Origin of the sequence: Halorubrum marinum, from assembly GCF_048381195.1 — an archaeon.
In the GTDB taxonomy this organism is placed as follows: domain Archaea; phylum Halobacteriota; class Halobacteria; order Halobacteriales; family Haloferacaceae; genus Halorubrum.
This window is the reverse complement of sequence record NZ_JBLWMM010000006.1, coordinates 793,073-805,925: the sequence shown is the minus strand read 5'-3', so window position 1 is coordinate 805,925 and position 12,853 is coordinate 793,073. Positions and strand designations below refer to the sequence as shown.

The window sequence follows — 12,853 nt, the reverse complement described above, 5'->3', positions numbered from 1 at the left end:
CGCCAGAGTCACTCGTCGAGCGCGAGATCGAAGGAGAGCCGCACCGCGTCCCCGGCCTCGGCGTCGCCCGGATCGACCACGTCGTCGCCGACCGCGAACCCCGCGTGGAGGTGTCCGTAGGTGCGGTCTATCGCCTCGACTATCACCTTCGTCTCGCCGGTGACGGGCATGAAGTTCGTGTCGCCGTTCCATCGCGGGACCACGTGGGTGTGGAGGTGGTCGACCGAGCCGCCGGCGGCGGCCTCGCCGAGATTCTGTCCGGTGTTCACGCCGTCGGGGTCGACGTCGCGCCGCACCGCTTCCAGCGTCGCCGTCTTCAGTCTCGCGTGGTCGAGGAGGGCCCGATCGTCGAGTTCGGTCGGGTCCTCGCGGTGCTCGCGCGGGATCACCATCGCGTGCCCGGGGTTGTACGGGGCGTTGTTCAGGAGCACGTAGTTGTGATCGCTGTACGCGACGATCCGCGCCTCGCGGGCGTCGTCGCGCTCGGGGAGGACGCAGAACGGACACCCCTCGATCGGGTCCGCGTCGCGTTCGACCCACTCGATCCGCCACGGCGCGTAGATCCGGTCCATCAGTCGAAGTCGTGGATACCCGCGGTCGTCACCTCGACGCCGTCCTCGGTGACGAGCAGGGTGTGTTCCGCCTGACTCACGAGGGCGTCGTCGCTCTCTTTCAGGACGGGGTACCCCTTGATCGCGTTCGCCTGCTTGAGGCGTCGGAGCGCCATCCCGACGCGGTCGCCGTCGAGCCACCGCGCCGCGAACGGCAGGTCGTCGAACGCCTCGATCTCTTCGAGGGCCTGGCGCGCCCGGCGGTCGCGGACGCTTGCGGAGCCCTGCCGTTCGAAGATCTCCTCGTCCGTTCCCTCGCCGACTTTCCCCCGACCGTCGGTGGCGAACGGCTCGATGGCGACCGCCTGTCCCGGTTCGAGTTCCACGGAGCGGTCCACGCCGCGGTTCGGGATCGACGGCCCCGTGTGGGCGTCGTAGCGCTGAACACCGTGGCCAGAGAGGTTCAACACGGGCGTGTAGCCGTATCCGCGGATCACGTCTTCGATCGCCTGTCCGACGACGCCGACCTCGACGCCGGGGCCCGCCTCGTCGACGGCGGCTTCGAGCGCCATCTCGGCGGCCTCGACCAGCTCCGTGTTTCCGGTGTGGTCGACGGTGACCGCGGCGTCGGCGATGTAGCCGTCGACGTGGACGCCGATATCGAGACACACCATCTCCTCGCCGAACTCCGTGTCGTCGTCGCGGCCCGGAGTGGCGTGTGACGCCTCCGGGTCGACGCTGATGTTGACGGGAAACGCGAGCCCTGCACCCTGATCGCGGATGAAGTCCTCGGTCCACTCGGCGACCTCCAGGTGGGTCCGCCCCGGCTCCACCATCTCTCGGGCCTCGTTCATCGCCTCGACCAGCACCGCACCGGCCTCCCGGTAGCTCTCGACCGCGTCGTCGTCCAGGGATCCGTGACTCATGTCCACGAGTTTGGCGACCGACCGCAAAGAGGTTGCGGAGGGGACGCGGCGATGGCGAGAGATGGAACCGTCACGCCTCCCGTCAGGACTCCTCCGCGGCCGGCAGCCACATCGTCACGAGCGTGCCCCGGGGCTCGCGGGTCTCGATGTCGAGGTCACCGCCGGACTCGGTGACGATCCAGTGAACGAGCCAGAGCCCGAGCCCGCTCGCGTGTTCGAGGGCCGTCTCGCGGGCCTCCGAGAAGACGGCCCGCTCGACCGGCGGAATGCCGGGGCCGTTGTCGGCCACGCCGATGTAGAACCCGTCGCCGTCGGCCGCGACGCTCGCCTCCACCACGGGCTCGGGCTCGTCGTTGTGGACGACGGCGTTCTCGAGGACGTTCCGGACCGCGGACTCCAACAGCTCGTCCGCGCAGACGACCGCCGAGTCGGGACAGGAAACCGTCACCGTCGCGTGCGGGAACGACGACTCCAGCGACTCGCCGAGCCGGGCAACGAGTTCGGAGAGATCGATGGTCGCTCGGCCGACCGAGCTGTGGAGCGCGACGTCGATCTGCCGAGCTTGATCGCTGAGGTGCGTCAGGGTCTCGACCTTGCGGTCGATGACGTCGAGATACTCATCGCCCTCGTCGTCGACGTGATCGCGAAGCAGATCGGCGTAGCCGCCGATAACGTTGGTGTCGTTTTTGAGGTCGTGTCTGAGCACGCGGTTGAGCACCTGGAGCCGCTGCTCGTACCGCCGGTTCTCCGTTACGTCTGTCGCGGTGATCACCAGCTCCTCAGTGTCGTCGAACAGGCGTTCTATCACCGTCTCGAACAGCCGCCAGTTACCGTTGGCGTGCGCGATTCGATGGTCGATCGGCTGCGGGTCCCCGCTGTCGAACGCCCGCTCGAACGCCCGCTGGGCGTCGAGTTGGTCGTCCGGGTGGACGAGGTCGATTATCGGTCGGCCCTCGATCTCGGCGGACGTGTACCCGAGCAGCCGCTCGACGGACGGGCTCACGTAGCGGAGGAGCCCGTCGGTGCCACAGACGGCGATGACGTTCGGAGACTTCTCGATGAGCGCCCGATAGCGCCGCTGGAGCGTCTCTCGCTCGGTGATATCACGGAGGAGGAGAACGCAACCGCCGACGCCGGATCCGTCGGCTATCGCGTGTACGTCTGCCGTGAGGAAGCGCGGCGCGCTCCCGTCGTCGAGCGTCACGTGGAACTCGTCGGTGACACGGCGATCGGTGGGACCGCTACCGTCGCCGTCCGGAGTTACCGCGTCGGCGACCGCCGGGACCTCCGCGAAGGCGTCGTCGGCACACCGGCCGACCGCGACCGACGGGAACAGCCCGCGTGCCGGGCCGTTGCAGTCGACGATCCGCCCCTCGCCGTCGACCACGACGACTCCGTCGGAGAGATTCGCGAACACCGCGTCGCGAGCGACCGGCGAGATGTCGAAGAGCCGGTGTTTGAACACGACCCAGCCGACCGCAGCCGACGTGAGAGCGAACGCCACCGGCGTGAAATCGACGAACGTCGGTCCGAACCTGCCCCACAACCCGAGGACGCCGGCTGCCATCGGGGCCACGCCGGCGAGGAGCAGTACTCCGGCCTGCCGTCGGAACATCCCGTCACGCACGAGGGCGGCGTATCCGAGCACGGCGAACGTCACGAGATTCACACAGTACGTGTACGCGATGAACCCGATCAGCGACGCCGTCGGAGTGTACGCCATGACGTTGTAGCCGTCGGGAGAGACGAGCGTGGGGGACTGATAAAAGAGGGCGTCCGCGCCGAACGCGAGGACGCCGACCATCGTTGCGGTCGGCACGAGACAGAGCAAGGCGAGCCGACGCGGCTGCAGCCAGCGCGTCAAGTCGACGTACGCCAGCACGAAGGCGGGCCACGCGGCGGCGAGCAGCCCGACACCGATCCAGACGAACCGGTTCCAAAAGAGAGTCCACTCGAGCGTCACCGCCGAGAGCTGTGTCGCGTACGCCAGCGACCAGATCCCGCACCCGAGCGTGACCGCGACGAAGGTCCAGACGAGCGCGTCTCTGTCCCGACTTCGCTGAGAGAGGGCGTAATAGAGGAACGAAAAGGAGGCCGCCGCCGCCACGAGCAACGGGGCCGTGTACGGCGTCGGTTGCCACTCCATCGATACGATGGTGCATGTCACTGGTGAATAAAAAGGAACCGACCCGCTCGGAACCGCCAACCAAACCCACTAATACGGCGTCATCCTCACGTAGTGTATGCTCGAACCGGGCGATTCCGCACCCGAGATCACGCTCCGTGACCACCACGACGAGACCGTCACCGTCGATCCGAGCGCCGCGCGTTACACCGTCGTCTACTTTTATCCGCGCGCGGACACGCCGGGGTGTACGGCCGAGGCGTGTGGCTTCCGCGACGAGTGGGGGGCGTTCGAGGACGCCGACGTCGCGGTCGTCGGGATCAGCGACGACCCGGTCGACGATCTCGAACCGTTCGCGGAGGCGTACGACCTGCCCTTTACCCTCCTCTCGGACCCCGACGGCGCGGTCGCGAGCGCGTACGACTCGTACGGCGAAAAGCAGATGTTCGGCAACACCTTCGACGGCGTGTTCCGGAACACCTACGTGATCGACGCGTCGGGGACGGTCGTCCTCGCGTACGAGGGCGTGTCTCCCGAGGACCACGCGACGGAGATACTCGACGACATCGCGGCGCGAGACGACTGAGACGACAGGGACGACAGGGACGACAGGGACGACTGAAACGACAGGGACGACTGGAACACCGAGACAGCGGTCGGGCTGGCGGCCGGATCGCTGCGTCCGAGACGCGCAGTCAAAACAGCCCGCCGACCCGCGCGAGCAGCTTCGGCACTTCCGTCGCGATCGCGTGCCGCTTCAGAAGGCCGAAGCCGACGACGATGACGACGAATCCCGCGACCGTCATCGCGGTCACCGGCTCCGCCAGCAACACCGCTCCCGACACTGTCGCGACCACCGGAACGGCGTAGGAAACGAGGTTGATCTCGAACGCCCCGAGCCGGTCGAGAAGCGTGAAGTAGATCGTGTACGCCACGGCCGAGGCGAACACGCCGAGGAACAACAGCGAGACGAGCGCGGGGAGTTCCGTCGCCGGAAGTCGCTGACCCTCACCGAGCCCGAGGCTGAACCCGTGCATCAACAGTCCGCCGAACAGCATCGCCCAGCCGGTGAGCGCGATACTGGAAAAGGACGTCTCCACGGTGCGCAGCCCCACGCTGCCGACCGCGACGGCGATCACGCCGACGGAGATGAGCGCGACGCCGATCGTGACCCCACCGGTGAGGTTGGCCGGGTCCGGCTGGGCGACGAGACCCACGCCGACGAACGCCAGCACGACGCCCACCGCTCCGCGGGCGTCGAGATCCGAGCCGCCGACCCAGACCGCCGCCACCGCCGCGGTAGCGATCGGGACCAGACTGTACGTGATGGCGGCGATTCCGCTCGTGGTGTACTGCTGCCCGACGAACAACAGGGAGTTGTTGACCGCGACGGAGAGCCCGCCGCTGAACCCGATCGCGGCGAGGTCGCCGCGCGTCCGCGGGAACGGTCCGCGTTCGGTGAGGAGGACGTACGAGACGAGCACCAGCGCCGCTAGATCGAACCGGTACGCCGCGTACAGGACCGGCGAGTAGTAGTCGAGACCGACTTCGATCGCGATGAACGAGCCGCCCCACAGGAACGCGAGCAGAAAGAACAGGGCGGCGTCTCGGTATCCAGACACGCTCAGACGAACGAGCGGCGCAAATAAAGCGGTGTTCGTTCCGGCCAGCGACGGCGGGTTCAACGACGACGGCGCGGTGGGGGGGTGACCCCGACACCGCGAGGGCGAATTCGAGCCTATCGACGCGGAAACCGGGTTCGAACCCCTACGCGGCCAGCTCAGTACCCGCGAACGATCAGGTAGTCCGCGAGGTCTTCGAGCAACTCGCGTGAGCCGCTCTCGGGGAGGAGTTCGAGGTGCTCTTTCGACCGCGCGGTGAGATCCTCGGCGGTCTCTCTGGCGTACGCGATCGAGCCGACCGACTCGAGCGCGGTGACGGCGTCATCGATCGCCTCCTCCGTGGCGTCCGCCGGGGTGTCGGCGTCGACGAGCCCGTCGACGTCGACGCCCTCCTGTCGCGCGTGGAGGGTGATCAGCGTCTCCTTCCCTTCAACGAGGTCGGAGCCGCGCTGCTTGCCGAGCTCCTCCGAGGGTACCGTCAGGTCGAGCACGTCGTCTTGGATCTGGAACGCCCGGCCCGAGTCGATACCGTACTGGTATAAGGCGTCGACGACCTCGTCGTCCGCCCCGAGGAGGATCGCCGGTGTCGCGGCCGACGCGCCGTAGAGGACGGCGGTCTTCAGCTCGACCATCTCTAGGTACTCCTCCGGGAGGATGTCGTCGCGGGATTCGAAGGCGACATCGAGCGCTTGCCCCTCGCAGATCTCGGTGCAGGTCGTCGCGAGCATGCGCATCGCCTCCAGTCCGTCGGTCGGATCGGCACCGGTCTCGGTCATGAACTCGAACGCCTTCGAGTACAGCGTGTCGCCGGCGAGGATCGCAGTCGAGGTGTCGTACTGCTCGTGGACCGCCGGCACGCCGCGCCGGAGGTCGTCCTCGTCCATGATATCGTCGTGGATGAGCGTGAACGACTGGATCACTTCGATGGCGACCGCCGCGCGCATGATGTCGACCTCGGTCCCGTCGATCGAGGGGAACTCGCGAAAGTCGGTGCTCATCGGCTCGACGCCGGTGACCGCCTCCGCGGCCAGCGTCGTCACGGTCGGTCGGAGCCGCTTACCGCCCGCTTCGAGGATGTACCGCGCCGCCTCGTAGAGACGTTCCGGGTGCTGTACCGGCAGCTCTTCGTCGATAGCGACGTTGACCAAGTCACGCCGCTCGCGGATGGCGTCTAACACCCGCGCCTCCTTCGTCTCGTTCGTCATTCGACGAGTTGGACGATACTGCCGTTCTGCGTGACGTGCACGTCACGGCCGAGCTTGTACCCCTGCGACTTCGCGAGATCGACGTACGGCGAGCGACCTTTGAGGTCCTGGTGACCGGGAATGACGTGCTGCGGCTGGAGCGCGTCGAGCATCTCGTAGTGGCCCTCCTCGCGGAGGTGGCCGGAGACGTGGATGTCGTCGTAGAGGCGCGCGCCCTGCATCCGGAGCAGCTGTTCGGACTGGTAGCGCTGCCCCTCGTTGGTCGGCTCCGGGATGACGCTCGCGCTGAAGACGACTTTGTCGCCGTCGTCCAGTTCGTACGGCGTCTCGCCGCGACCCATGCGGGTCAACATCGCGCGCGGCTCGCCCTGGTGGCCCGTGACGATGGGGAGGAAGTTACCCTTCCCCTCCTTCATGATGCGCTTGAACGCGCGGTCGACCGACTTACGGTGACCGTACATGCCGACGTCGCCCTGGAAGTCGACGAAGTCGAGTCGCTCCGCGGTGCCCGAGTACTTCTCCATCGAGCGGCCGAGCAGGACCGGCTGTCGGCCGATCTCGCGGGCGTACTCGACCAGCGTCTTCACGCGGGCGATGTGGGAGGAGAACGTCGTGGCGACGATCCCGCCCGAGTAGTCCTCCATCGAGGTGAACGTGTCCTCGACGTGTTTTCTCGCGTACGACTCGGAGGGCGTCCGACCCTTCCGGCCCGCGTTCGTGCAGTCCTCGATGTAACAGAGGACGCCCTCGTCCTGGCGGCCGATCTCGCGGAACCGGTCCATGTCGACCGGGTCGCCGATGACGGGCGTGTGGTCCAGTCGCTTGTCGAGCCCGTAGACGATCGCGCCCTCGGGAGTGTGGAGGACCGGGTTGATCGCGTCGATGATCGAGTGGGTGACGTTGACGAACTCCATCTCGACCTGTTCGGAGTCGCCGATACGCATCGTGCCGCCCGCCTCCATCTTCACGAGGTCGTTGTCGACCTGGAACTTCCCTTCGTCGGCGATCTGCTGTTTGACGAGCTCGATCGTGTACGGCGAGCCGACGATCGGGGCGTCGTACCGGTGGGCGAGCTTCGGGATGCCCGCGATGTGGTCGAGGTGGCCGTGGGTGGGGACGATCGCCTGAACGTCGCCCTCAAGTTCGCTCATGACGCGATCGTCCGGGATCGCGCCCATGTCGATCAGGTCGAGGCTGTGCATGCTTTCGGTCTCCACGTTGTCGTGGATGAGGACCTTACTGAGGTTCAGGCCCATGTCGAAGATGACGATGTCGTCGCCCGCTCGAACCGCCGTCATCTGTCGACCGACCTCTTCGTACCCGCCGAGTGTCGCAATTTCGATTTCCATGGTTTGTTGGTTTCGAACGCCGTAATCGGCGTCCATCACTGAAACCCCGCAAGGAGCCGTCAGCGCTACGTCCGACCGCGCGTCGTTGAGGCCCCGCTACGGCCGAGCCGACGTCGGCTCACCGTGTCCCGCGGGAGTGTGGTGTTTGAGCGTACAGGTGCACGTGATAAAAACACCCGGGTTCGGTCATCGTCGACACTCGACCGCATCGCCGATGCGAGTGGCTGCCTTTTTGACTGGATTGACGGCCCTCTCGTCCCGGTATTTTTAATAGTGCGACGAGTGCAGTAGAGACAATGAGTGGACGACCCCTCGACGTGCTCGAAGCGTCGCTCGAGGAGCCGGTGACGGTACACCTGAAAGACGGCACGACGTACTACGGAATCCTGTCCGGCTACGACCAGCACATGAACGTCGTCATCGAGCCGGAGTCGGAGGTCGACGACCGCGTCGACGACGAACTCGACGGCGAGTTCGCCGTCGCAATCGAAGACACAACGATTATACGCGGCGATAACGTCGTCACCATCAAAGCATGACCGGCTCCGGTACGCCCTCTCAAGGGAAAAAGAACAAGACGGTTCACGTGAAGTGCCGCCGCTGCGGCGAGAAGTCCTACCACGTCAAAAAGGAGCGCTGCGCCTCCTGCGGCTTCGGCAAGTCCGAGAAGCAGCGCGGCTACTCGTGGCAGTCGAAGAACGGCGACCACTAACGACGCGCTCTGTCTTTCTCCGCGCTGTTCTCGACTCGGTCAGCCGTGGCGCCGCCGACGTCGATGACGTCGCGGTGACGGGCCAGTTCGACGGCGTCGCGGTGGCGTGACTACTCTACGCGCTCGCGAGCCGCAGCGACGAGCATCGGCAGCATGACGGTCGCGTCGCCGTAGACAGAGGCGTTACGCGCGTCTTTCTCCAGTTTTCCCCACGATCGAGCTTCCTCTAAGCTCGCCCCTGAGAGCCCGCCGGTCGCCTCCGGATCCATCGTGATCTGAACCGCGTAGTCGTACGCGCGCGGGGTGACGAGCATCGTCTGCAGCGTGAAGTTCTTCGGAACGCCGCCGCCGACGAGCAGGCACCCGGCGTCGTCGGCGTCGAACGCGAGATCGGTCAGCTCCGTCATGTCGTCGAGAGCGTCGAGCGTGAAGTCGGCCGTCTGCGCGTACATCCACGCTTGCAGCCCCAACACGGAGTCCTGCACGGCCGGACAGTAGACGGGCACGTCGCACTCGTACGCGGCGGCGGCGACGCCCGGGTCCTCGGCCACGTCGTCGCGCTCGTTGACCGCGGCGTTTGCGCGGCCGAGCTCGCGCGTGAGGTCCGCGATGGAGACCGCGCCGTCGCCCGACCCCCCGCCACTGCCCGCCCCGCTGCCGTCGCCGTCGGGATCCGCTTCGAGCGCCGGAAACACGTCCTCGCGGAGGTGGCCCTCGAACGCGGCGAAGTGCTCTTGCGGTAGATACACGTTATAGATGCGGTCGACGCCCTCGTCGCGGAGGCCCTCGTCGTGCTCGCGGGGGCTCTTCTCTGGGTCGTGCGTGCGTCCGTGGTGGTGTTTCCCGCCGATCGCCTCGATGGCGTCGTGCGTGAGGTTCGCGCCCGTCGTCACGAGCGCGTCCACGTAGCCGTCTCGGATCAGATCCGAGACGATACGACGCATTCCCGCGGGGACCATCGCACCCGCGAGCGAGAGAAAGACCGTGCAGTTCTCGTTCGCGAACATCTCCGCGAGCACGTCGCCCGCCTCGTTGACGGCGGCCGCACCGATCCCCGCCTCCCCGTACCCGTCGACCAGTTCGCCGACGGTCATCCCGGCGGTCGCGCGGGTGTGTCCGACCGGGTCCTCGTGGAACTCCTCGCGGTGCGGCTCGTGGTCGTGGCTCGGCTCGTCGGCCGGGTCGTCATCGTCGCCGTCGCTCATACGGCAGGGTCGGGCGGGCGGCCGTTTGAAACGCGCGATCCGTCGGTCGCCACCGATACCCAGATCGCTACCGGTACGGAGGGGGCTACCGGTACGGGGGCGTTACCCCCTGACACGAGCGGGCTACCCGCCGCTCACGGGTGGGAACAGCGCGAGCTCGTCGTCTGCATCGAGGGTCACGTCGAGTCCCCCGTCGAGGTGCACGCTCCGGCCGTTCCGGAGGACGTTGATGTGGTCGGCGACCGCGCCGTCGTCGTCGAGCACGCGATCGCGAAGGTCGGGACGACCGTCGAGCAGGGCGTCGAGCGCGTCTCCGACAGTCTCTCCCGACTCGACGTCCACCGCGATCACGCGGTCGCCGGCGATCTCCGCGAGGTCGGCGAACAGCTTCCACTCCATATCTCATCTCCCGCGCGGACGCCTCAAGAGCGTTGCGTCCCGTCCTCCGCGTCCTCTCCGCGGTCTGCCGCTCCCGAACCGGCGTCGTCCGCCGCGATCCGCTCTTCGACACCCGGCCCGGAGTCAGCCGCGGCGTCTCGCTCGGCGGTGGGGACCGATCCCCCACCGCCGCTCCCCGTGGCCGCCGACTCAAACCGACGGATCGCGTCGGGGCGAGCGACGAGGTAGACCAGGTCCCCCCCGTCGAACGTGTACGATTGCGGCGGGATCGGTTGTACGGACCCCTCGGCGGGTCTGACGGCGACCACGACGACGTCGACGTCGCCGACGGTCTGCTCGTCGAGGTCGCTACCCGTTCCGATCTCGACGGCGGCCATCGTCTCGTCGACGGTCCGCAGCAGCGAGGCGAACTCCCGATCTGCCTGCGGCTCCGCCGGGAGGGTCACGAGCCGGTACGGCCCCTCCGACGCTAGTTTCTCGGCGTCCGACTCGTCGAGGGCGACCGTCACTGCGTCGCCAGCGACGCCCCTGAGCTCCCCCGTGGCAACGCGTCTCGCCTTCGGTTCCGGCTGCCACACCTGTACCATGTCGCCAGCGGTCGCGTTGTTCGGCGGGTCGGCCACCACGGCGACCGCAGCCGATCCGGGGGCCAGCGTCGGGCCGAGCCCGGCCGCCCGCGACCCCACCGCAAAGTACTCGACCGTGCCGTCAGCGGCGATGTCGACATCGACGTAGGCGACGCCGTAATCCTGTTTCACGCGCTCGACGAGCCTCTCGCGGAGCTGCTCCCCCGAGAGCTTTCGCGCGAACAGCAGCGTCTTGTCGGCGAGCTCCGCCTTCTTTTCCGTCGAGACGGGATCGTACGTGTCCATGTCGTTGATCTCACTCGCCTCGGGCAGCGTCACCGCGGTGAAACGGCCGACAGCGCGGACGATCCCGCTCAACTCGCCCTCCAGCTGTTTCGCTCCGGAGAGCGCGAACACGTCGACTGCGAGCCGGTCGCCGACGTATCTGCCCGCCGACGCGACCGCCGCCGCCACTCCGAGCGAGACGACGTTGAAGAAGACGCTCTCGGGAGCGAGCAGGCCCGGGTCCTCGCCGACCGCGACCGCACCGAGCGAGGTCGTGTTGAGATACAGCGCGACGACGGCGACGCCAAGCAGCGCGGCGACGCCTTCCGGGATCTCGGTGCGGAAGTACCACCGATACGCCAGCGCCGCCGATCCCGAGACGAGTATCGACAGAATTGCGAACGTCACGAGCGTGATCGCGGCCGTTCGCGGCTGCGCGAAGCCGACGAGTACAGGCGCCGAGTCGGCAGCGATCGCAACGCGCCCAGCGAGTGCAGCAGGGATCATCGAGCGACCTCCGCGAACCGATCGAGCGCGTCGCGGCTGCCGACGACGAACAGTTCGTCTCCGGCCGACAGCGGCTGGGACCCGCTCGGCGCGATCGTCCACGAGTCGTGCCGCGCCGCAAGCACAGCGACGTCATACGCCTCTCGAACACCGATCTCACCGATCGTGTGCCCGTCGAGTGGACCGCCAGCGATCACCGAGACCTTGCGGAAGCGCTTGCCCGCGCGCCGAAGGAGCGTCGTGAGTTCGTACTCCCGCCTCGTTCCGCGCGAGAGCACGACCACTCGCCCCCGGTCAGCCCGCAAGAGCATCGCCGCCGCCGACCGGTCGACGGACACGGTTACCCGGCCCTCCCCCCCGGTCGTCGTCGGCGCGCTTGCGGATGGAGGCGCTTCCGAGGGCTCTTCGCCCCCGTCTGTTCTCGCGTCGCCGTCGGTCGTCGGTCCACCGGGCAGCGGCCCGTCGGTTCCCGGATTATCGCCGCTCGTACCGCCGGAGTCCGTGGATGGCTTCGCCTTCGACAGCTCCGGCTGTCCGCTCGATTTCGCCGCCAGTATCGTCCCGTCGACGGTGACGTCGGGCGTGAGCACGCGAACGACGTCGCCGCGGGCGATTCCGGTGGGGACGAGCGCGGGGACCGATACCGCTCGCTTGCCCGCCGGCACGCGCTTCGATAACGCACCGGTCGGCGGCGCGGCAGCCACCGTCGCGCGCGCCTGTTCGTCGATCCGGACGGAGACGTCGGCAAGGTCGAGTTCGGTTCGAAGTCGCTCGGCGAACCGGTCTTCTAATTCGACGAGCGGGAGGTCCGCCGGGAAGGTCCACTCGCCCTCGACGATCGCCCGACGCGTCTCGGCCGGAAGCGGCGGGTATCCCTCCATGTCGCTTACCTCACCGGCGATCGTGACGGTGGCGCGCCCACGCCCGCCGACGAGCTCCACGACGTCGGTCGAAAGCGTCCGGTCGCGAAGCTGTTTGAGAGAGATCCGCTTGGGAACGCTGGCGCCGAGTTTGTCGCCTTGGGCGTGGGCGTACAGCGACAGCATCAACACGACGACGATCGCCATGAGGATCGCCGGTGCCCGCTCCGAGGAGCGAATCGTCTCGTCGTTGAGCGCGAGCAAGCCGCCGTTGATCCCCGCAATCGCCAACGCGAGAACGACGACCCCGAGCCCCGGAACCGTCACGCCGGTGACGTACTTGAACAGGAACCCAAGCACCCCGGCGACCAACGCGGGAACGATCCCGGTGATGACCCCTAAATAGATCCCGAACAGGATTTCGACAGGAAGCGACATACGCCGTTCAATCCTCGGATGACTTAAACCAGTATCGGCGCGGTACGGTGGTGGAGGGCTGTCGGCCGCGGGCGGATGGGAACCGGTCCGGAGCTGTCGGCCG

Annotated in this window: 13 protein-coding genes; 3 read left to right on the top strand and 10 right to left on the bottom strand. The window is 67.4% G+C overall.

Translation table 11 applies throughout. From position 1 onward, the window contains the following. Positions 1–8 precede the first annotated feature (8 nt). The 3 genes from ACNSN4_RS13470 to ACNSN4_RS13460 form a co-directional block, all read right to left on the bottom strand. A complete protein-coding gene (locus tag ACNSN4_RS13470; protein WP_418286337.1) occupies positions 9–572 on the bottom strand; it encodes an HIT family protein in 564 nt (187 codons plus the stop codon). After that, a complete protein-coding gene (gene map / locus ACNSN4_RS13465) occupies positions 572–1,477 on the bottom strand; it encodes a type II methionyl aminopeptidase (RefSeq protein ID WP_418286336.1) in 906 nt (301 codons plus the stop codon). Before map ends, ACNSN4_RS13470 begins: the two co-directional genes overlap by 1 nt. An 82-nt stretch (positions 1,478–1,559) precedes the next feature. Then, positions 1,560–3,623, bottom strand: coding sequence for a histidine kinase N-terminal 7TM domain-containing protein (locus ACNSN4_RS13460; RefSeq protein WP_418286335.1), 2,064 nt, complete (start codon positions 3,621–3,623; stop codon positions 1,560–1,562). Positions 3,624–3,720: 97 nt separating this feature from the next. Here ACNSN4_RS13460 and ACNSN4_RS13455 point away from each other — a divergent pair, with 97 nt between their 5' ends. Next, positions 3,721–4,188: a peroxiredoxin gene (locus ACNSN4_RS13455; RefSeq protein ID WP_418286334.1), complete on the top strand. Its 468-nt coding sequence runs from the start codon at positions 3,721–3,723 to the stop codon at positions 4,186–4,188. 109 nt (positions 4,189–4,297) lie between these two features. Here ACNSN4_RS13455 and ACNSN4_RS13450 read toward each other — a convergent pair whose 3' ends face one another. The 3 genes from ACNSN4_RS13450 to ACNSN4_RS13440 form a co-directional block, all read right to left on the bottom strand. Beyond that, positions 4,298–5,224, bottom strand: coding sequence for a DMT family transporter (locus ACNSN4_RS13450; RefSeq protein WP_418286332.1), 927 nt, complete (start codon positions 5,222–5,224; stop codon positions 4,298–4,300). Positions 5,225–5,382: 158 nt separating this feature from the next. After that, the gene (gene idsA3 / locus ACNSN4_RS13445) at positions 5,383–6,429 is read right to left on the bottom strand and encodes a geranylfarnesyl diphosphate synthase (RefSeq protein WP_418286331.1); all 1,047 of its coding nucleotides are present in this window, start codon (positions 6,427–6,429) and stop codon (positions 5,383–5,385) included. Continuing rightward, positions 6,426–7,778 carry an RNase J family beta-CASP ribonuclease gene (locus tag ACNSN4_RS13440; RefSeq protein WP_418286374.1) on the bottom strand — a complete coding sequence of 451 codons (1,353 nt, stop codon included), beginning with the start codon at positions 7,776–7,778 and terminating at the stop codon, positions 6,426–6,428. The genes idsA3 and ACNSN4_RS13440 overlap by 4 nt, the downstream gene beginning before the upstream one ends. A 296-nt stretch (positions 7,779–8,074) precedes the next feature. Between ACNSN4_RS13440 and ACNSN4_RS13435 the strand changes: the two genes are divergently transcribed. Together ACNSN4_RS13435 and ACNSN4_RS13430 are read left to right on the top strand one after the other, a co-directional pair. Then, the gene (locus tag ACNSN4_RS13435; protein WP_418286330.1) at positions 8,075–8,317 is read left to right on the top strand and encodes an LSM domain-containing protein; all 243 of its coding nucleotides are present in this window, start codon (positions 8,075–8,077) and stop codon (positions 8,315–8,317) included. Continuing rightward, positions 8,314–8,490 carry a 50S ribosomal protein L37e gene (locus tag ACNSN4_RS13430; RefSeq protein WP_418286329.1) on the top strand — a complete coding sequence of 59 codons (177 nt, stop codon included), beginning with the start codon at positions 8,314–8,316 and terminating at the stop codon, positions 8,488–8,490. The genes ACNSN4_RS13435 and ACNSN4_RS13430 overlap by 4 nt, the downstream gene beginning before the upstream one ends. Before the next feature lie 110 nt (positions 8,491–8,600). Here ACNSN4_RS13430 and ACNSN4_RS13425 read toward each other — a convergent pair whose 3' ends face one another. From ACNSN4_RS13425 to ACNSN4_RS13410, 4 genes are all read right to left on the bottom strand, one after another. After that, complete coding sequence (locus ACNSN4_RS13425; protein ID WP_418286328.1) at positions 8,601–9,695, bottom strand: deoxyhypusine synthase; 1,095 nt, start codon at positions 9,693–9,695, stop codon at positions 8,601–8,603. A 123-nt stretch (positions 9,696–9,818) separates the two neighbouring features. After that, entirely contained in the window at positions 9,819–10,094 is a 276-nt protein-coding gene (locus ACNSN4_RS13420) for a ubiquitin-like small modifier protein 1 (protein WP_418286327.1), read from the bottom strand. 23 nt (positions 10,095–10,117) lie between these two features. Next, positions 10,118–11,452, bottom strand: a complete 1,335-nt coding sequence (locus ACNSN4_RS13415) for a DUF8167 domain-containing protein (protein WP_418286326.1) — start codon at positions 11,450–11,452, stop codon at positions 10,118–10,120. After that, complete coding sequence (locus ACNSN4_RS13410) at positions 11,449–12,750, bottom strand: potassium channel family protein (protein ID WP_418286325.1); 1,302 nt, start codon at positions 12,748–12,750, stop codon at positions 11,449–11,451. Before ACNSN4_RS13410 ends, ACNSN4_RS13415 begins: the two co-directional genes overlap by 4 nt. Between the last annotated feature and the right edge of the window lie 103 nt (positions 12,751–12,853).